Source organism: Caulobacter sp. UNC358MFTsu5.1, from assembly GCF_000712075.1.
In the GTDB taxonomy this organism is placed as follows: domain Bacteria; phylum Pseudomonadota; class Alphaproteobacteria; order Caulobacterales; family Caulobacteraceae; genus Caulobacter.
Map to the genome: position 1 here is coordinate 676,978 of NZ_JONW01000006.1, position 17,534 is coordinate 694,511.

15 protein-coding genes are annotated in these 17,534 nt (G+C 67.3%); 8 read left to right on the plus strand and 7 right to left on the minus strand.

The window, feature by feature from the left end; genetic code table 11:
• Positions 1-282: 282 nt before the first annotated feature.
• The 4 genes from BR39_RS0111900 (at position 283) to BR39_RS25770 (ending at position 5,843) form a co-directional block, all read left to right on the plus strand.
• A complete protein-coding gene (locus tag BR39_RS0111900; protein ID WP_231499443.1) occupies positions 283-834 on the plus strand; it encodes a DUF2141 domain-containing protein in 552 nt (183 codons plus the stop codon).
• 9 nt (positions 835-843) lie between these two features.
• Complete coding sequence (locus BR39_RS0111905) at positions 844-2,301, plus strand: carotenoid oxygenase family protein (protein ID WP_029911775.1); 1,458 nt, start codon at positions 844-846, stop codon at positions 2,299-2,301.
• Between the two features lie 719 nt (positions 2,302-3,020).
• Positions 3,021-3,518: a hypothetical protein gene (locus BR39_RS0111910; RefSeq protein ID WP_156035726.1), complete on the plus strand. Its 498-nt coding sequence runs from the start codon at positions 3,021-3,023 to the stop codon at positions 3,516-3,518.
• Positions 3,519-4,130: 612 nt separating this feature from the next.
• Positions 4,131-5,843, plus strand: coding sequence for an alpha/beta fold hydrolase (locus tag BR39_RS25770; RefSeq protein ID WP_051695505.1), 1,713 nt, complete (start codon positions 4,131-4,133; stop codon positions 5,841-5,843).
• Positions 5,844-5,914: 71 nt separating this feature from the next.
• Here BR39_RS25770 and BR39_RS25775 read toward each other — a convergent pair whose 3' ends face one another.
• The 4 genes from BR39_RS25775 to BR39_RS0111930 all read right to left on the minus strand — a co-directional run bounded on the left by BR39_RS25775 (position 5,915) and on the right by BR39_RS0111930 (position 8,471).
• Positions 5,915-6,391, minus strand: coding sequence for a GNAT family N-acetyltransferase (locus BR39_RS25775; protein ID WP_051695508.1), 477 nt, complete (start codon positions 6,389-6,391; stop codon positions 5,915-5,917).
• Positions 6,392-6,403: 12 nt separating this feature from the next.
• Positions 6,404-6,919 (minus strand): pyridoxal-phosphate dependent enzyme, encoded by a 516-nt coding sequence (locus BR39_RS25305; protein ID WP_197026683.1) that lies wholly within the window; start codon positions 6,917-6,919, stop codon positions 6,404-6,406.
• A 461-nt stretch (positions 6,920-7,380) separates the two neighbouring features.
• A complete protein-coding gene (locus BR39_RS26485; RefSeq protein WP_156035728.1) occupies positions 7,381-7,656 on the minus strand; it encodes a hypothetical protein in 276 nt (91 codons plus the stop codon).
• A 110-nt stretch (positions 7,657-7,766) separates the two neighbouring features.
• A complete protein-coding gene (locus BR39_RS0111930; RefSeq protein WP_029911784.1) occupies positions 7,767-8,471 on the minus strand; it encodes a glutathione S-transferase family protein in 705 nt (234 codons plus the stop codon).
• A 104-nt stretch (positions 8,472-8,575) separates the two neighbouring features.
• Here BR39_RS0111930 and BR39_RS0111935 point away from each other — a divergent pair, with 104 nt between their 5' ends.
• The 3 genes from BR39_RS0111935 (at position 8,576) to BR39_RS25785 (ending at position 11,462) form a co-directional block, all read left to right on the plus strand.
• The gene (locus BR39_RS0111935; RefSeq protein ID WP_029911786.1) at positions 8,576-8,920 is read left to right on the plus strand and encodes a helix-turn-helix domain-containing protein; all 345 of its coding nucleotides are present in this window, start codon (positions 8,576-8,578) and stop codon (positions 8,918-8,920) included.
• A 580-nt stretch (positions 8,921-9,500) separates the two neighbouring features.
• The gene (locus tag BR39_RS25780) at positions 9,501-10,064 is read left to right on the plus strand and encodes a sterol desaturase family protein (protein WP_029911789.1); all 564 of its coding nucleotides are present in this window, start codon (positions 9,501-9,503) and stop codon (positions 10,062-10,064) included.
• A gap of 453 nt (positions 10,065-10,517) precedes the next feature.
• A complete protein-coding gene (locus BR39_RS25785) occupies positions 10,518-11,462 on the plus strand; it encodes an AraC family transcriptional regulator (RefSeq protein WP_051695514.1) in 945 nt (314 codons plus the stop codon).
• A gap of 44 nt (positions 11,463-11,506) precedes the next feature.
• Here the strand turns inward: BR39_RS25785 and BR39_RS0111950 are convergent, their stop codons facing one another.
• Both BR39_RS0111950 and BR39_RS25790 read right to left on the minus strand, forming a co-directional pair.
• On the minus strand, positions 11,507-12,616 hold the full coding sequence (locus tag BR39_RS0111950; protein WP_035018309.1) for an ABC transporter substrate-binding protein: 1,110 nt from the start codon (positions 12,614-12,616) through the stop codon (positions 11,507-11,509).
• 110 nt (positions 12,617-12,726) lie between these two features.
• Positions 12,727-13,512 carry a PHB depolymerase family esterase gene (locus BR39_RS25790; RefSeq protein ID WP_197026684.1) on the minus strand — a complete coding sequence of 262 codons (786 nt, stop codon included), beginning with the start codon at positions 13,510-13,512 and terminating at the stop codon, positions 12,727-12,729.
• A gap of 310 nt (positions 13,513-13,822) precedes the next feature.
• Here BR39_RS25790 and BR39_RS0111960 point away from each other — a divergent pair, with 310 nt between their 5' ends.
• On the plus strand, positions 13,823-15,814 hold the full coding sequence (locus tag BR39_RS0111960; RefSeq protein ID WP_156035732.1) for a hypothetical protein: 1,992 nt from the start codon (positions 13,823-13,825) through the stop codon (positions 15,812-15,814).
• On the opposite strand, the gene BR39_RS0111965 is transcribed toward BR39_RS0111960, so the two are convergent.
• Positions 15,786-17,453, minus strand: coding sequence for a winged helix-turn-helix domain-containing protein (locus BR39_RS0111965; protein ID WP_029911806.1), 1,668 nt, complete (start codon positions 17,451-17,453; stop codon positions 15,786-15,788). The two genes, BR39_RS0111960 and BR39_RS0111965, sit on opposite strands and share 29 nt — an antisense overlap.
• Between the last annotated feature and the right edge of the window lie 81 nt (positions 17,454-17,534).

Sequence of the window (17,534 nt, forward strand, 5' to 3'; positions counted from 1 at the left end):
GCGCGCGACGTGGTTTGCAGGCCCCGCCGTTGGCGAAGCGCCAACAGACCCTATGAGCCAGCTGCGAAATGAAAACGGCCGTTTGCGTAACGGCGATTGAGGCCCGGACACGCGCACTCCACCAAAGCGTCGAAGGCCAGCGACCACAGCTGAGCTCCAACCTCGGAAAGGAAGATGGTCAACCGAGCAAGTCAATCTCCCAAGTCCAACCGTCTTGGCGCGGGCCCAAGACATGCCGCTTGCGCCCGCACCCGCGGCAAGCACCACGCTCGCGGCCACGCAATGTCCCAGCCGTTCGCCACGGCGCAGGCCTGCGGCCGGTTGGTGATCATTCCAGTTGTCCGCTGCGGACCGCCATTGGGGCTCACGCACCGCCGACCTCAGCAACAAGGAATCGCTATGCTTTTGAAGATCGCGCCCCTCGTGTTGGCCGCCGCCTTCCTCTCCCCCGCGCACGCCCAGGTCCAAAGCGTCCTAGGCGACCTAACCGTCAGCGTCGCCGCGCCTGAAGCCAAACAGGGCGCGATCTTGGTCGCCCTCTTCGACAGCGCCCACGCCTGGGGCGTGGGAAAGCCTGTCCGTGTCGCGACCGTCTCCGCGGCGGGCGCAGCGCCCAGCGCCAACATCGCTGGCCTGCCGCCGGGCGCCTATGCGGTCCGCGCGTTTCAGGACGTCAATGAGAACGGAAAGCTGGACGCCAATCCGTTCGGCCTGCCGGTCGAGCCTTACGGCTTCTCACGTGACGCCAGGCCCAACATGGGTCCGCCCGCCTTCGAGGCGGCCGCCTTCACGGTGACGGCCGGCGCCAACGCCCAAACCATCCATCTGCACTAGGAAAAGGTAATGAACAGACGTGAAATCCTCTGCGGCGCGGCCCTTATGGGCGGGGCCGCCCTGCTGTCGCCCGAAACGGTTTGGGCCGCCGCTCGCCCCGACTGGACCCTTGGCCTTGCCGATGTTGATAGCGACCTCGCACCGACGGCGATGACGCGCCTGCATGGCCGCGAACCGACCGATCTGGCGGGCGCGCTCTTTCGCAATGGCCCGGCGAAGTTCCACCGGCCGGGCGGTTCGGTTGGTCACTGGTTTGACGGCGACGGCATGGTTCGGAAATTCACGATCGCTAACGGACAGGCCCAGCTCAGCGCTCGTTTTGTTGATACGATCAAGCGCCGCAACGACACGGCCGCCAACGCCGTGATTACCCCCGGTTATGGCACCGCGGCCGGCAAGACTTCGGCGATCACCGGCCCCGATGACACCAACGCGGCCAATACGTCCGTGCTGATGGCGGGCGGTGAGCTGTGGGCGTTGTGGGAGTCCGGCTCGCCGACCGCCCTGGACCCGGTCACTCTGGAGACGCGAGGCTTCAAGACCCTACGGCCGGACCTAAAAGGCATGCCCTTCCTGGCCCACCCGCGCGTACAGCCAGACGGGACGATCTGGAACCTCGGCGTAAGCGGCGACCGGGCCCTGGTTTGGACATTGGCGGCGGATGGCGCGTTGAAGAAGGCCGAGTTGATCAGCCTTCCCCGCGCCAGTTACATGCACGACTTTACCGCTACCGCGCGCCATCTGGTTTTGGTTCTTCAGCCTTGGGTCCAGACGCGCTCGGCCACGCCGTTGGCCGCCTCAATGCAATGGAGGCCCGAGCTTGCGACGCAGGTCCTGGTGTTGGACAAGGACGATCTTTCAAAGCGCCGCATCTTCGAGTTGCCGCCCTTCTTCTTCTTCCATCTGGGGGACGCCTGGGAAGAGAAGGACGGGACGATCCGCTTCGACGCCTGCATCGACAAGGATCCTTCGGGCACCGCTTTGAACGCCGCAGCGCTGCTTCGCGGACAAGCCGTCAGGGGCGCACCGCCGCGGCGCGCGCTGATAACGTTGCGTGCGGACGGAAAGGGTGACCTGGCCTGGCACGCCGTCAGCGCGGAGTTTCCTCGGTCCGATCAGCGTTTGGCCGGCCTTGCGCGGCGCTACTCCATCCACCTGACCAGCGAACAGCCCAACCGCCCGCTGTTCCAAAGCGTGGCGGTGCGCGATTGGAAGAACGAGCGCGACCAAATCTTTGACTTTGGCCCGCGCCACCTTGTTGAGGAGATGGTTTTCGTTTCCCGCCGGGACTCTGGTGAGGAACTGGACGGCTGGCTCGTCGGCGCCACGGTAAATTTGGACGCCCAAGCCACAGAGCTGCACATATTCGACGCCCGGCATGTAGAGCAAGGTCCGCTGGCGGCTTGGCGGGCCCCGGTCGCCTTGCCTGTGACCTTTCATGGGACTTTCGTCCAGGCAGCGCCCTAAGAGGTCGCGGCACGGCTGACGGCAGGACGCGGGCGACGCGGCATCAGGTCACGTGAGCGACGTCACTGGCCAGCCATTCCCTACGGCGATGCCCAAGGCTCCGCGCACGGCGCGGACCACCTGGGAGTCGGACGCGGTGATAGGCTGGGCCGTGGGGGCGACCGCCTCGCTCCTCAAGGGCCGTGCGCGGCGTACCCCTGCCTGGCGAAGCGAAGAACACAAAGTCAGCGAAGCGGCTTGGAGGGGCGCACCGCCACCGCGTCCACCTCGACCAGAATACCTGGTCGCGCCAATCGGACCACATAACGAGGGTGGAGGGCGCGCACCGGCCCTGCTGCGTAAGGCGGCTTGGCAACGATACGCCGGGAGCAGACCTCGGCGCCGCCAGGACCTAAACGTTCAGTGGCCAGGCCGGAAAGCCGGGACAGGCTTTTCCTTTAGCTCTGGGGACCTTCCAGGATCCACCGAAGCACGCCGAACCACGACCGCCAGAGCGACCGCTGCAGCCGCACGAAAGCCTCACCACCGATCCAGCCGCCCCTGCCCTCCGAAAATGCTGCGCTAAGCCTTGGGAGGGCTTTCCCACTGCGCAGGCCTCTAAAGGTCAGCCCTCCGGCGGATAGCACAAAATCGGCGGAAAACCAGTCGTTCGGTCGGCCCGTGTTCGCGATGCCCCCGGGGCGAGCTAAACCTCTCTCATCGTCTGCATGGAGGTGAAGATGGCCCTGGCTACACTCTTTTCGCGTGTCGGTGATCGTCGACTGGCCCTGACTATTCTTTTGGCTGGCGGAGCGGCCGCAATCATCGATTTCCTCTACCTCACGATCGAGACCGCGCTTTCAGGCGGCGATATCCTACGACCGTGGAAGGGGGTCGCGGCGGCCTTGATCGGCGTCCAAGCCGTCGCTACGGCCGGCCCGTCCATCGCGCTCGTCGGCGTTGCGCTTCATTTTCTTATCGCCATCGGCGCAGCAGCCTTCTATTGCCCTATCGCCGCACGCGCGCCGTTGATGTTGCGCTTTCCATGGTTCGCGGGCGTTGTTTTTGGCGCGCTCTTCCTACTCGCCATGAACTACATCATCCTGCCGCTGTCGGTGATAGGCCGCCCGCTCTATGTTGGATCCAAGGGATTATTCGATGCGCTCGTCAGCCACGTCCTGATGATCGGGCTGCCTATTTCCCTTCTCGCCGCCGCTCGCCTTCGGAAAAGCATCTGAGCCGCCCAACGCTGCTGGCATCGTCCTTTCCGCGCCATGACCCATAGGCTCTCAGAACCTCCCGGACCGCGCTGGCCACCAACGGGCGGACGCGCGGCGCGTCCGGCGTTCCCAGAAGGTTTGTGGCCATCATCGTCCACTCGTTCTCGCGGTTCTTCCGCGATCAGTTCCAGTTTGAGTTAGCCGCCTCGCGCCGGCCTTGGAATGTCCTGGCGTGTCGGCGCCAGGCATTCGAGGCGGACTGCGCGTCAGCGAATAGCAACCGACAATGTCGCATTTGTCGCGCGATGGGGTGACTTCGAACAGTCCTTCGCGCACCGGGGCGCACATGGTGGTGACAAACCTATGATCGGTTGGCGTCCTCCTCGGAGCCAGAGCCTGACCGTATGGAGTTTGATGAACTTGTGCCCAGCGGCCGCCATCCAATCCAGTTCGGGGAGCGTGGCCGCGCCGTCCGCCCGAGCACCCAGGCCACCGGATAGACCCCCCTCGCTGGCCCCCGCCGTGGCGCTCGCGGCCTCGTTGCTGACCGGTCACCGATCCATAGTACAGCCATTGATGTAACCACGGTGGAGACCGCGAGTGCATGAAGCGTGACCAGAGGAGGTCCCCATGCTCAAGATCATCGCCGCCGCCGTTCTTATGCTTGGATCCGCGACGCCGCCCGCTAGCTCCCAAGCGCAAGCTCGGCCGCGGGTCCAGCTACAGCGCGAGTACCGACTGCAAGGTTCCGGCGCGCCTGCCTGGAGTCCCTCGCTTCTGGTGCGCGAACAGGCGCCCGCGAGTGGCGACCGAAGCCACCCCGTGCTCTACGTTCATGGCGCGAGCTTTCCTTCGGCGCTGTCGATCATGTTCCGGTTTGGCGGTCAGTCCTGGGCCGACGCCCTGAACGCCGAAGGCTACGACGTCTTTGGTTTGGATTTTGCGGGTTACGGGGGCTCTGAGCGCTATCCGCAGATGACCGGCGACAATCCTGTTGGCTCGCCCCTTGGTCGCGCACCGGCGGCCGCCGACCAGATCGCCCGCGCCGTCTCCCTTATCCAAGAGCAGACAGGGGCCCAGCGCGTCTCGATCATTGCTCATTCTTGGGGAACGATGCCTGCTGCGTTGTTCGCCCAGCAGCATCCTGAACGCGTCGACAAACTGGTGCTGTTTGGTCCGATCCTGAGACGGGACGGCCCCACCGCGATCGAGCCTTCGGCTTGGTTCCTAGTGACCAACGATCAGCAGCACGCGCGCTTCATCAAGGATGTGCCAACCGACCATTCGCCTGTTCTAGAGGAGGCTGACTTCCCGGCTTGGGCAAGCGCCTACTTGGCTTCTGATCCAACCAGCAGCGAGCGTTCCCCACCGTCCGTCAAGGTTCCATCGGGACCGTCGGCCGACGTTCTGGACGCGCGATCGGGGCGGCTGCCCTATGACCCCGCGGCCCTGTCTCGGCCAGTGATGGTGGTCCGTGGCGCGTGGGACAGCTCATCGACCCGACCCGACGTCGAGCGTTTCGCCGCCGAACTTCCAAAGGGGCTCGAACGGCGTTTGGTCGAGATCCCACAAGCCACCCACCTGGCCCACCTGGAGACAGGGCGCCATAGGCTCTATGCCGAGACGAGCGCCTTCCTGGCAGGCAGGCCACCGATCGCCCAAGCCTGGACGTCGTCGGAGCGCTCGGCGCCCACGGCGCTCTATGCGGTCCTGTTCGAGGTCAGGCCGGAGCCAGCACGCAAGGCGCGATATCTTGAAATCGCCGCCGGCCTGAAGGGTAACCTCTCGGCCATGCCTGGCTTTCTGGAGAACGAGCGTTTCGCCAGCCAGACCCGACCGGGCGTTCTTCTGTCGCTTTCGCTGTGGGATAGCGAAAAGGCGCTGGTCCGTTGGCGGGCCGAGGCAGGTCATCACCAGGCCCAGGTCGAGGGTCGCAGCGGCGTGCTGGCCGACTACCACCTGCGCGTGGGCGAAGCTGTCGGAGGATTTGGCGTTCCGGCGGTCGGAACCGGTGACGGGCGGCGCGATGAGACCGAGGTCGGCGCAGCTCGAATCGTCACCGTGGCCGAATGGACCGACGGTCCTGGCTCAACCGACGTCGAAGCCATGATCGCCGCGGCCCAGACCGCGCAGCATGAGCGCTTCGATCACCTGAGCGCGGCGGATCGCCACCTGGACCTGGCCGCGTGGGACGACGAGGTTCAGGCTCGCAAGTTCATTGAGGCTCTTGGATCGCCCTTGGCCGCCGCCGGCGGCAGGGCCTATGTTATCCGGGTTGTCCGCGACTACGGCCTGACCGATCGTCGCGAGGCGCCCCAATATCATGCCCCCATCCTTCATTGATGGCGAGCGCGCGCGACATCTTCCCTGGGGTTTTCGCCGTTTCACGAGCGTCCTCCCGCCCAAACCGCGCTTCAGAACCTCGGCGACATGCGCGGCTGCGCCAGATCGATGCTCAACGCCCGCTCATCTGGATACCAGCCCACATCGTCGTAGTGGCGAACCTGGGCTGTATTGCCAATGTGCGGTAAAGCCTTGCTCAGGGGCACGTCACGCCACCCCATCGCGGTGAACAGGTCCCCGGTGTCCTTGCTGAAGGTGAACAGGCGCTCGACGGCGTCCATTCGGGCGCGCCGGACGATCACATCGACCAAACGCCAGGACAGCCTGGCGCCGCGCGCCGACGGATCAACCGCCAAACTTCGCAACAGGCCCGCGGGACCATCCCTTTCCAGACCGCAGACCCCAATCACCGACTGATCACGAAGCGCCATGACATAGACGCTGCCTGGCGAAAACAACCCGATCGTGGACAACCCGCAGGCTTGCAGCAACGCCCGTAAATGCGCGCCGTCTGATCGCTCTTGGGCGTCTTTAACGACGATGCTCATTGGGAATCTCCGTCAAAACGCTAGATGACGTCCGAAGAGCCGCGAAGGCTCGCCGGCAGCTGCGCCTCTCGCCCCAGCGCCGACGGGCGCTCCGCCGCCGAGGCGCGGCGACGCCTCGGGCGTTAGCCCCGCCAGAACCTTCGCTACCGACCGGTCGATGTGGCCGCCGCTCAGCACCACGGCGACCCTCTTGCCTTGATAGTGCGATCGGGTCTTTTTCAGAGCCGCATAGGCGGCCGCGCCGGCGCCTTCGGCGATGTTGCGGGTCGCCTCATAGAGCGTGCGGATGGCCTGAGCGATCTCATCCTCGGACACAGCCACGATGTCGGCCGCGCCGCCCAGAACCACCTCCAGGGCCTCGGCCACGCTCACCCGTCGCGCTTGGAAGGATCTGGCGAAGGCCGGCGCCTGCTCGGCCACGACCCCGATGATCTTCGTCTTCAAGCCCAGCATGTTTCGCATGGCGATGAGCCCGCAGATGCCGCTGCCCATGCCCAGCGGAACGAACACCGTGCCAAGTCCGGACACCGGTTGAACAACTCCCAGGCGTAGGTGGAGACAGCCCCGTCATCGCCCTGCCCTGCTCCCTCGCCCGACGCCAACCCAGGCCCAAAGAAGGAGGCGGCGCGAGCCCGCCGGCTCGAACCTCGGTTCGCCATCCTTCACCTCCGATCTCGCTCTTTCCCGAACATCGATCATGGCGCTGGGGCGCGGGCGTGGCTTTCACCTAGCGTCCAGCGAGCCGTATTGAGCGGTCCGTGGGCGCCGGCCCGGACCCAGGCCGCATCCTGTCCACGCGATGACGGCGCCTTGCCGAGGCTTCGCACCGCCTGCGTCCAGGAATAGGCCGGCTCGTGGTGGGAGCGAGGGTTCCCGCGTGACAGAGTTCGAACCTGTCCAATCGCGCGAATTGCCGATGAATCGGCAAGGGCCAGCTCGCTCGCCAGATCCGCGACCGCTGGCACGAAGGCCATCCCGGGCGCCTGTCGCTACTGATCAACGCCAGCTTCTCGTTCGATCTGGAATCGGTCCCCGACCTTCTCGCCGAGATTGTCGAGCCGCGGCGCGGAAACCGCGCGAACAGCCGCTCGCGTTGGACGATCTGGAAGGACCAGAATTGGACCGCCGCCGAGCGGTGGCTCGTCGTGATCAACGGCATGGAGCGCTTCTTTGCCACCTCGAGCCGACCACAGAGTGCCGAACTGGATCGCCTTCTGCGGATACTCGCCAGCAAACTGTCGACGTCCGCGAACGGACAGGTCCATGCGGTGGGGTGGCGCTTCTTCGGCACGCGCCGAGTCCAGCGCTACTCGAGCAGATTTTGGGTGTCGATGCGTCGGATCCGGAACGATTCGAACGTGCGACCTTGGCCTTGCTACCGGCCAAAGCGCGCGATCACGTCCTCGAGCGCGATGTGGCCGATGCAGGCGCCGCCGCCGGCCGCCGCCTCGCCGCGCTCTACGGCCATGGCGTAGACGACCGCGGCGTCGGCCTGGAGGTTGCGCCGCAACGCCGCCAGGCGCGGCCAGCGCGACACGTCGGCCACCTCGTGAAACTCCAGCCAACGCGCCACGCCGACGAGAAACGCGTCGGCGAGGGTGGGACGTTCGCCCACGAGCCACGCCTCGTCGCCGATCATCATCTCCAGCCGGTCATGGCGCGCGATCACCTGCTTGCGGCCGAACCGTCGAAGCGCGGCTTGGTAGTCCGGATCTGGGTCCTTCATCTCCATCGCCGCCCACAGCGGCGCGAAGGCGGCCGTGAAACCGGTGTTCACGAAGGCCATGAGCTGGTGCATGCGATCGGCTTGCGGCGTCAGGGGTTCAAAGCTTATCCGCCGCTCGTCGTCGCGCGCTTCGAGCCACGACGCGATCGCCATGGTTTCGGTCAGGGCGCGTCCGGCGTCGGTGATCAGCACCGGCGTTTCATGCCGCCCATTGAGCCGCCCATAGTCAGGTCGCCGCATCTGGCCGAGCATATCGACGCGGCAAAGGCGATAGGGTCGGCCGAGCCATTCAAGCGCGGCAATCAGGCCAAGAGAGCTTCCTTCGGGATGTCCATAAAGAAGTATCGGTTCCATAGTTGCAAGCTCCATACTAGCCTTGACGCCATGCGGCTTCTTTTCTGTAGATCGCCGCCCACTTCGCTGTGAATAACGAACATTTTTGTAACTGAGCTCGACAGATGAAAGACACTGTTTCGCGTTGTCCGATCGAGGAGGCGATGCAACTACTGAGCGGGCGCTGGCCGGGCCTGTTGATCTACTATCTCAAAGAGCGGCCAAAGCGATTTGGCGACCTGCGGCGCGACAACCCCACCGTATCCAGTCGCATCCTCACCCTGGAGCTTCGCAAGCTCGAGGCGGCCGGCGTGATCGAGCGCGTCGAAGTGGCGATCTTCCCAAAGCATGTGACCTATGAACTCACCGCGGCGGGCCGGGAGCTTGCGACCCTGCTCGACGCCATCGGCGCGTGGTGGGAAGGACAGGCAAGGTCGATGGGCGCTCCCTTGGCGACGGCAGGCCGCTAAGCTCGACGCGGGGGCGCGGGCGCACGTCGGTTGGCGCGCCGCAAGGTCTATGGGCGCGCCCCCTCGCCCAGACGGGCAAAGGATCGCGAGGGGACACCTTGCCCCGGCGGCGACTTTGATCGGTCGAAACCAGGTCCTCATCAGCGCGACGTCGGTTACACTTCGACACGCCGCGCCAACCCCGCGCAAAGCCCGGGATGCAAGGGGGTGTTTGAATGGAGCGCATCAAGGCCGCTCCGGCAACCAAACCCCGCTCCGAGGACCGCAGATGCGCAAGGCTCCACCGCTCGCCGCCTTGGCGGCGCTCGCCATCGCCGCCGTCTGGGCATTGGCCGGATCGTGGGGCGGCGGCTCGCCGGTCGGGGCGCTCAGGACGGCGCGGGCCGATCGCGAAGGCCATTCCGGTCTCGAGGGGTTCGGCGCCGTCCGCGAGGGCGAGTTCAAGCGGCTCTACCGTGATCCTGAAGGCGCCGCGCCGCGCCGTCGCGCCTGCGCCCGCCTCCCGAGATCGCGGCCGCGAGGACCGCCTGGCCGGCCGGGGATCGCCGTCCAGACCGTCATGAGGGGCTCCCCGTGATCCATGATCCATGATCGACCTGCGGGTCTTGGGCTGATCATGTTCCCGGCCATTGCCGCCGAATTCGATTGGCGACCGGCGACCGACCGTGGCTACGACCTGCGCGGGGCGGTCGGCTCGACGGGCGTGGCGGCGGGCGCCCTCGTGTTCGGCGTGGTGAACGGCGCGGCCATCGCCCTGGTTCTGCAGGGCGTTGAGACATTGGGGCCCGTCCGCTGGCGCCTGGAGGCGTGGCCGACCTGGCCGGCCGGCTTCCGGGCCACCGAACTGGCCCATTACGTCCACCACCGCATGAGCCATGAAGTTCGCCGGATGTGGGCCAGCCACGCGACGCACCATTCGGCGGAGGCTGGCGCCGTGCTTGGACGGGGCGCGAGCGCCTGGGCCCTCCTACGAGTCAGCGTTCTGCAGGCCGCGGCCGCGGCGGCGGACACGGCGCCGCCGCGCCCCGGACGCCGATGTCGCCCCGGGGAACAGGGCCAAGGCCGGCGGACTGCAGCCCTCTTGGACGCCGCTGAGGGCGCGTGCAAAGTCCCGACCGCCGGGCCGAGCCCAGCCGCTGGTTGAAAGTCGCTGCGCCCGACCGAGGCTACGAAGGGACTTCACCGATGGGCTGGGCGACCGTAGGGCTCGCGGCGTTGGGCCAAGGCCAAGGCAGGGCGCGATGGACGGGGGACGCTTGGAAGTTGGCGTGCGCCCTGGTGTCGGCCTCATCACCGATTTTCGCCCTCGTGCGCAGCGCCAGGTTCAAGGGCGCCGCGCCGTCGGCTGCACAGGCGGCAACCGCGTGCGCTCCGGGGCTTGCGTGGCCGACACGCCTGGACCGCCCATGCCATCGTTCTGTCGCGATCGGCGCTGTCCTGCGCTAGCGTCACCCGAGCGCAGCGTCGAACGGCGCGGGACAGTCCGGATCGAACGCGGCGAAGCGCGCGGCCCGAGGCGGACGTGGGAGGCGACGCACCGCCTGGCGCGCGACCCGACCGTTTCAAGGCGCCGCGTCCGAGGAGAACTGGAGATGATTTGCCGATAACCACCGACGTCACCAGCGGTTGGGCCCGGGCCCTGCGGGCTCCTGTCGGGGGCGCGTTCCTGGGCGGCGCGGCGTCCGTCGTCGAGGTGGTGATCGACGACCACCTCGTCTACAGCCAACACGCGTCCGTCCCCCTTCTCCACGCCGCGCTGAGCCATCGCGTCCTGTCGGCGCGACACCAAGGCGCAGGGGCCGACCGCCGAGGTGAGATCTCCTTCACGCCTGGAGATCGCGTGCGTCATGGGGCGCTGGAGCGCAGGCGCATCCTAGGGCTGGAGGTCGCCTTCGCCGACGGGTTCCTGGAAGAGGCGTGCGAGCGGCGCGGCGTCTTCGATTGGCGGGTGGTCGAGAACGGCCGCGACTCCAAGGCCTTCGTCCTGGCCCAGAGCCTCGCCGAAGCCTGCCGCTTGGCGGAGGATCGCCTGACTAGCGACATGTTGATGCTGGCGCTGGCGCGACGCCTTGGGCGGGTGTACGGCGGCGCGGATGTCCGCCAAGATGATGGCTGGCTGCACCCCAAGGCGCTGCGGCGCGTGCTGGAGCGTTTGCGGACCGATCCTCACCAGGTGTCCTTGGGCGTGCTGGCGCAGGAGGCGGGTTTGGGCGTCAGCGCCTTTGTCAGAGGATTCCGCGGCGCGGTGGGCAAAACCCCGATGGCGTTCGCCCTTGAGTGTCGTCTCGACCAAGCCGCCCACGCTCTTGCGTCGACGGGCCTGCCGATCAGCCAGATCGCCGCTCAGACCGGCTTCGCCTCGGCCTCGCATCTGGTGCAGGCCTTCCGCAGCAGACACGGCCTCACCCCGGGCCGCTGGCGCCGGGCGCGCGGCGATGAGCCCCGCACGCCTCCTGCTTGGCGCCCGGCGCTTGAGGCGGCAGGGGCGAGGGCCGACCAGAACGGTCAAGAGCCACACGGCCGGACGTCACTGGCCCGCTGACCCGCGTCACGGCGGCCCTGCAAACCGGCCCCGCCTTCAGAGCGTCAAGCGACATAGAGGGTGCGAAAGCGATCCGGCCTAGCCGGGTCGCGATCGACGATCTGAACGGGCGCGTCCACCCAGCGCCAGACGGTCTGGTCCTCGGCGCGATCAAAGCCGATCATGCCGCGCGTGCCGTCGACGACGACGGACGGCCACCCGACTTGGCTCGCGGGCGGGGCGCGGCGGCCAAGACCGAGCAGCGCGCTGAGCGCGATGATCGTGTCGTAGCCCTCGAGGGCGACGAAGGACGGCGCCTGGCCAAGCCTTTGCCGCAGCGCCTGTTCGACCTGTTGGCCAAGTTCGGTAAGTCGGTCGGGCCTGTAGCGGAGAAATGGGACCGCGCCGCCATCCGGCCCCAGCACCTCCGCCCAGGCCGGAAGCTCCGGCTGTCCGGCGGGCGCGCCGATCAGCACGTCCACCAGCCGGGGGTGGTTTCGGATCGACCGCACGAGCGACATCGCCGGCTCGGGGTGCCCCACGAGCAGAAGCGCCGCGCTCGCGCCGCTGTCTGCCAGAGCCTGCAGGGTTCCTGCAACGCCGAGGGCGGCCACGTCGAGTTCGGCCAGCGAGCTCCGGGGCCCCAGGTTGGCCCGCAGGATGTCCATGCCCGACGACCAGTAGGGACTTGTCGCGGCGATGGCGACGACGTGTTCATGGCCCTCCCGCCGCAAGTACTGCGCGTAGGCTCGCCAACCCCGCGACTGCGGCGGCGAAAGGCCCGCCACCCAGTGGCTTGGTCGGTCGACGAGACGATCCATGACCGCCGAAGAGCACAGGAACGGCAGGCCATGATCCTCGGCCGCTTGCGCCGCCGCGCGGGCGACGATGCTATGATATTCGCCGACGACGGCGACCGCGCCCTGCCGGGCCTGGTCGGCGACGATCGCGGCCGCCTTTCTTGGATCGGCCGCCGTGTCGCCGACGATCAACGAAAGCGGGCGCCCGCCGATGCCGCCCCGGGTGTTGATCGTCTCGACCGCAAGCTCAAGGCCCGCCAGGAGATGGCGCCCGGCCTCGACCCAGCCGGGCGGCGACAGGGGGGCCAGCGCGCCAATCCGGATCGGCCCGTCCTTCATCAGGCCCGCTGCGCCGACGAGCGCGAGGTCGTTCATGGTGGTCAGCCTATGTCAAAAAGCTGCGCGCGCGGCGCCGTGGAGCTTAGGTCGGCCGGCGGCGTGCGGCCAAGCCCCGGCGATCGACCCCGGGGCCGCGCGGTTGGCGATCAGTCGCCGCCCAGGGCGAAAGTCCTCAGAATCTCCTGGCTGGCGCGATAGGGCGCGTCGGGCCAGCTCAGGGGACCCGAATCGACCGCTCCTGGCCAGACGTGGCCGGCCTGCATCCGCCACTCCTCCAACACTTGCCCCTGGCAGTCGTAAACGGCCCTGGCCGCGCCGGGGGTCGCCAGCTCGCGGCGAAGCCTGCAGCCGTAGCGGGCGCGACGCGCCTGGGCCGAAGCCGCCAGCTGCGCGGCGTTCTGATCGCTGTCGCCGATCATCACGATCAAGGGGCCGACCGGTCGGCGCAAGGTTTGGGCTGGCTTGTCCGGGGCCGGGAGACCCCCGGAAACCAGCGCCGCGCCGGCAAACAGGTTGGGTTGCGCCAGCAGCATGCGTTCGGCCATCGCCGCGCCGTTGGAGACGCCGACCAGGAAGACGGGCGTCGTGGGCGAGGCCAGGCGGGCGCGCAGGTGAACCGCAAGGGCCGCGATGAACGCCTCGTCGGCGCGACCCGACGCTTCGTCGGCGGCCCAGCCCCCGTTGATCCCGTTCGGATAGGCCACGATGAAACCGCCCTTGCCGGCGTCGGCGTCGAGATCGGAGATGTGGCGCATGGCCGCGCCGGAAGCCGGGCGCGGGTGCAGGGCGATGAGGATCGCGCGCGGCGGAGCGCTGATCGTGGTCAACTCGAAGCGCCGCTCCGCGCCATCCACCGTCAAGGTTCGGGTCTCGGGAGCCGCCCAGGCGGGCGACACGAAGGCTAAGCCGGCGACAGCCGCGACGAACACCAACCAACGGGACATAGGGGACTCCTTTGGCGCCACCATGCCTTGGCCGGCCGGCCTTGGCTTTCATCCAGCGGCGAGCGCGCCGGCGCCCGCAGCGCCTGGCTTGACGCCCAGGCGTCAGGTTCCGCCGCTGGCGGCGAGGCCGCCGGCGCCGGCGCGGTGCGGTGGTCCATAGGCGGGCGGCGATCGCCGCCCCATCGCCGCCCTCCTGAAATCATCAGGAAGATCTCAGGTCGCCATCAGGCCTTCGACGGCGCCTTGAGGCACCAGGCTTTTCCACCTTGTCGTCGGGAAAAGTCTCATGCGCCGCGTAATGCTGCTGACTTCGTGCTGTCTATGGGCCGCGGCTCCGGCCTTGGCCGCCGCACAGGAAAGAACCGCCTTCCCTGCGGACTTCTACAGGGTGTTTGCGCCGCGCAACGCCTTGGACATGGTCGCGCGCACGCCGGGGTTCACGCTTCAGGAAGGCGACGAGCGGCGCGGTTACGCCGGCAGCCTGGGAAACGTGCTGATCGACGGCCGTCGCCCGGCCGGCAAGAGCCAGACCCTCAAGGACGCCTTGCAACTGATCCCCGCGTCCCAGGTGCTGCGGATCGAGATGCTCGCCGGCGCGGAGGCGGCCGGCGATCCGTCTGGCTACGCGATGATCGTCAATGTCGTGCGCACACCTTCGGCCGGCCAGGGCTTCTGGAGCGCGGGCGCGGAGATCGCCAATCGCGGCCGTCCCGCGCCGAGCGGCTCGGTCAGTTGGTCGGGTCGCCGTCACGACACCAACTACAGCCTCGGCGCGCAGACCTACAGCCTCCAGCGCGATCTGCCGGGCACGTACAAGACCTTTGACGAGCACGGGCAAGAGGTCGGCGAGGGCCGGGAAGCCTCGCCGCGCGTCTATGACGAATATGCGCTCAACGGATCGCTTGACCGCCCTGTCGCCGACGGCGCGCTCAGCTTGACCGGCAAGCTCAAGTACTCGCGCTACCATGAGGACACCACGCTCGCCTCGACCTCGGCCGTCGGCGCGGCGAGCCAGGTGACGCCTTACACTGAAACCTACCGGATCGATGAGCTTGGCGCGCAGTATGACCGCCAACTGGGTCCATGGGCGCTCAGCGCGATCGGGCTGTTCAATCGCACTCGTTTCTCCAGCGCCGTAACCGCGATCAAGACGCCGGACGACAGTCGATTCGACCAGGAGGTGGCTCACCGTTCGGCGGAAAACATCCTGCGCGCCAGCTTGGCCCGCGGCTTTGGCCAGCACCGCGTGGAGCTGGGCTACGAACATGCGCGCAACAGTCTGCGCGCCCAGCTGGCGCTGACGTTCGCCCAGGGCGGGACATCATTCCCGATCGAGATTCCAGACTCCAACGCCCTGATCATGGAGCGACGCGAGGACCTCTACGTCAGCGACCTGTGGCGGTTGACGCCAGACCTGACCGGCGAGGCGCGCCTGGGCTACGAGCGGTCCGAGCTTGCATTTCGCGGCGACACTAACGCGCGCGTCCGCTATGGCTTCTTCAAGCCCTCGGTCACCTTGACCCGGCGGTTTGGCGCCAACCAACTGGCTTTTCGCGTCTATCGCGATATCGGCCAGATCGATTTCGACGATTTCGTCTCCACCGCATCCTTGAAGGACGCGGTCATAGACGGCGGGAACCCGGCCTTGCGGACCCAGACGCAATGGCGCGCCGAGCTGACCGGGGACGTCCGTTTTGGTCCGCGCACGACCTTGACGTTGAAGCTCTATCACAGCGCTCTTCGTGACACCGCCGACCTGACGCCGATCCAGAAAGACGGGGCGGCCTATGATGCGCCGGGCAATATCGGCGACGGCGCGATCACCGGTGCGAGCGTTAGCCTCCACCTGCCCCTCGACCGACTCATCCCCGGCGGCTCCATGCAGATTGACCTGATGGGTCAGACCACCCGGGTCACCGACCCGGTGACCGGGCGCAAACGGATCATCTCTGCTCTGGCGAGGACAACGCATGCGGTGTCGTTCCGGCAAGATGTCCCGCGGCGACACCTGGCCTGGGGTCTTGATTACACCGACGCCTCGTCACAGACCAAATTCAAGCTCGCCGAGACCGACACCACGCAGGATGCATCCACCCTCAATCTCTATGTCGAGCGCAACGCACTTGGGCCCTATAGTTTGAGGCTCGCCCTCAACGCGCTGAACAATCCGCCCGCGTCGCGCCAAAGGGTGTTCTACGCCCGCGACCGCGATGGCGCCGTCGAACGCGTGGAGGCGCAGAAGCGCCTGTCGGGCTCGTGGCTCAATGTGACGTTGTCGCGGCCGTTCTAGGCCGGGTGAGCGCGTCCAGTTTCTCAAAAGCCTCGCGGGCCTTGGCGGCGTCGCCGCCCAGGCACCAGCGCGACAGGGGCCCTTGGGCGAACCGTCCATAGTCCAGCGCGGGCCATTGCCCCTGGTGTTCCAGGCCGATCGCCCTGGCCTGCGCGGCCTGTCCCAGTTGCGCATCGGCCGCCGCCAGGGTGATCGACGACCAGACCTGCCGCACGATCTGGCGAGATCGACCGGCGTAGGCCCTGGCCTGCACATAGTCGCCCCGGGCCAGCGCCATGTCGGCCATGCGCGAGAGGATCACCCAATGGGCCGGATCGGCCGCTGGCAGGGAGGCGTCCAGCGCCTTCAGGTCGGCGATGGCCTCGGCGCTGTCGGACGTGCACTGGCCGGTGACGAACCTGAGCTCGATACGGGCCATAAGATTGTCGGGTTCCAGATCGAGCACGCGCTGGAAAGCAGCGGCCGACTGATCGCGCTCGCCGGCGTACTTCTTGTAGAGCGCCACCTGATAGACCACACCCGCGTCGTAGGGCGCCAGGCGAAGCGCGTGGTCGGCGTGCGCGGCGGCGCGAGCGGCCTGAGCCGGGGTGTCGGAGGGCGGATTGAACAGCGCGAAATTGGCCATGACCTGCGCCAGGCTGGCGAAGGCCAGGGCGTAGTCGGGATCCTTGCTGATGGCCCTTTCCCAGACCCAGTAGGAATCCTTGGTCGGAGGCCCAGGCCACTCCTGATCGGCGCCGGGCACCCAGGTGCCCAACAGCACCAGTTCCCATGGACTGAGGCTCATCACCGGCTTTGCCTGAACCGAGCGCTTGGCCGCCTGCATGACCGCCCGCTCCAGCTGCGCCGACAGCGTCGAAACCGCGGCGGCCTGATCGTCGTGACCTGCGAACCTCTCCGCGCCCGACCACAGGGCGTCGCCGGTCGAGAAATCATGAAGCTGCACGCGAAGCTCGCTTGCCTGTCCCACCGTCTTGGCCAGGCCGGTGACCACGTAGACATAGGCGCGCTGCGGGTCGGGCCTGGCGCTTTGATCGGAGCGGCGGACCTTGATCTGATCGAAGCGCGCCAGCGCCGCGGTCAGTTCGTCGGTCAGAATCCTGGTCCGCGATGCGTCCTCGTCGCCGCCTAGCGGCTTGACCAGCACGACGACGCCGTCCACCTGAGAGGGGGGCGGGGCGCGCTGAAGCGTCACGACTGCGGTGATCGCCAGCACCAGCCCGATCAGAGCCGCGAGCCATCCGGCCCAGCGCCGGTTGGCCCGGCGCGGGCCGCGGCTCTGGTCGGACGTCGGCCTTTCCAAGGCCGGGGCCTTGGTCACCTCCCCCACCAGGCTGTAGCCGCGCTTTGGTATGGTTCGGATGACCTCGTCGCCGTCCTGCTGGCGCAAGGCTTTGCGCAGCAAGGAAATGGCCCGTGTCAGGCTCTCGTCCCCGCCATGGGCCACGCCCCACACGGCGTCGATAATCGCTTTGCGCGACAGCACCTGGCCTTCGTGGGCGACCAGAAAACATAGCACCGCCATCACGCGCGGCTCGACCGTCTGGGTGTCGTCCCCGAGCCGGATAAGATTGTGCGATGGATAGACGGCGGCCTGGCCCAGGCAAAAGGCGTGGGGCGCGGTGAAGTCTTCTTTCATTCCATCTCGCAAGGCCTGACGATCTACGGCGCCGCTATATGACGCCCATACTCCGAACAAACCGCAAGCCGCTCAAGCGCT

Coding starts and splice junctions, on each gene's coding strand:
- BR39_RS0111950 (WP_035018309.1), bottom strand. CDS start 12,616: ATGAACGACCTCGCGCTCGTCGGCGCAGCGGGCCTGATGAAGGACGGG.
- BR39_RS0111905 (WP_029911775.1), top strand. CDS start 844: ATGAACAGACGTGAAATCCTCTGCGGCGCGGCCCTTATGGGCGGGGCC.
- BR39_RS25775 (WP_051695508.1), bottom strand. CDS start 6,391: ATGAGCATCGTCGTTAAAGACGCCCAAGAGCGATCAGACGGCGCGCAT.
- BR39_RS25780 (WP_029911789.1), top strand. CDS start 9,501: ATGATCCATGATCGACCTGCGGGTCTTGGGCTGATCATGTTCCCGGCC.
- BR39_RS0111965 (WP_029911806.1), bottom strand. CDS start 17,453: ATGAAAGAAGACTTCACCGCGCCCCACGCCTTTTGCCTGGGCCAGGCC.
- BR39_RS25770 (WP_051695505.1), top strand. CDS start 4,131: ATGCTCAAGATCATCGCCGCCGCCGTTCTTATGCTTGGATCCGCGACG.
- BR39_RS0111900 (WP_231499443.1), top strand. CDS start 283: ATGTCCCAGCCGTTCGCCACGGCGCAGGCCTGCGGCCGGTTGGTGATC.
- BR39_RS0111930 (WP_029911784.1), bottom strand. CDS start 8,471: ATGGAACCGATACTTCTTTATGGACATCCCGAAGGAAGCTCTCTTGGC.
- BR39_RS0111910 (WP_156035726.1), top strand. CDS start 3,021: ATGGCCCTGGCTACACTCTTTTCGCGTGTCGGTGATCGTCGACTGGCC.
- BR39_RS0111960 (WP_156035732.1), top strand. CDS start 13,823: ATGCTGCTGACTTCGTGCTGTCTATGGGCCGCGGCTCCGGCCTTGGCC.
- BR39_RS26485 (WP_156035728.1), bottom strand. CDS start 7,656: ATGGACCTGTCCGTTCGCGGACGTCGACAGTTTGCTGGCGAGTATCCG.
- BR39_RS0111935 (WP_029911786.1), top strand. CDS start 8,576: ATGAAAGACACTGTTTCGCGTTGTCCGATCGAGGAGGCGATGCAACTA.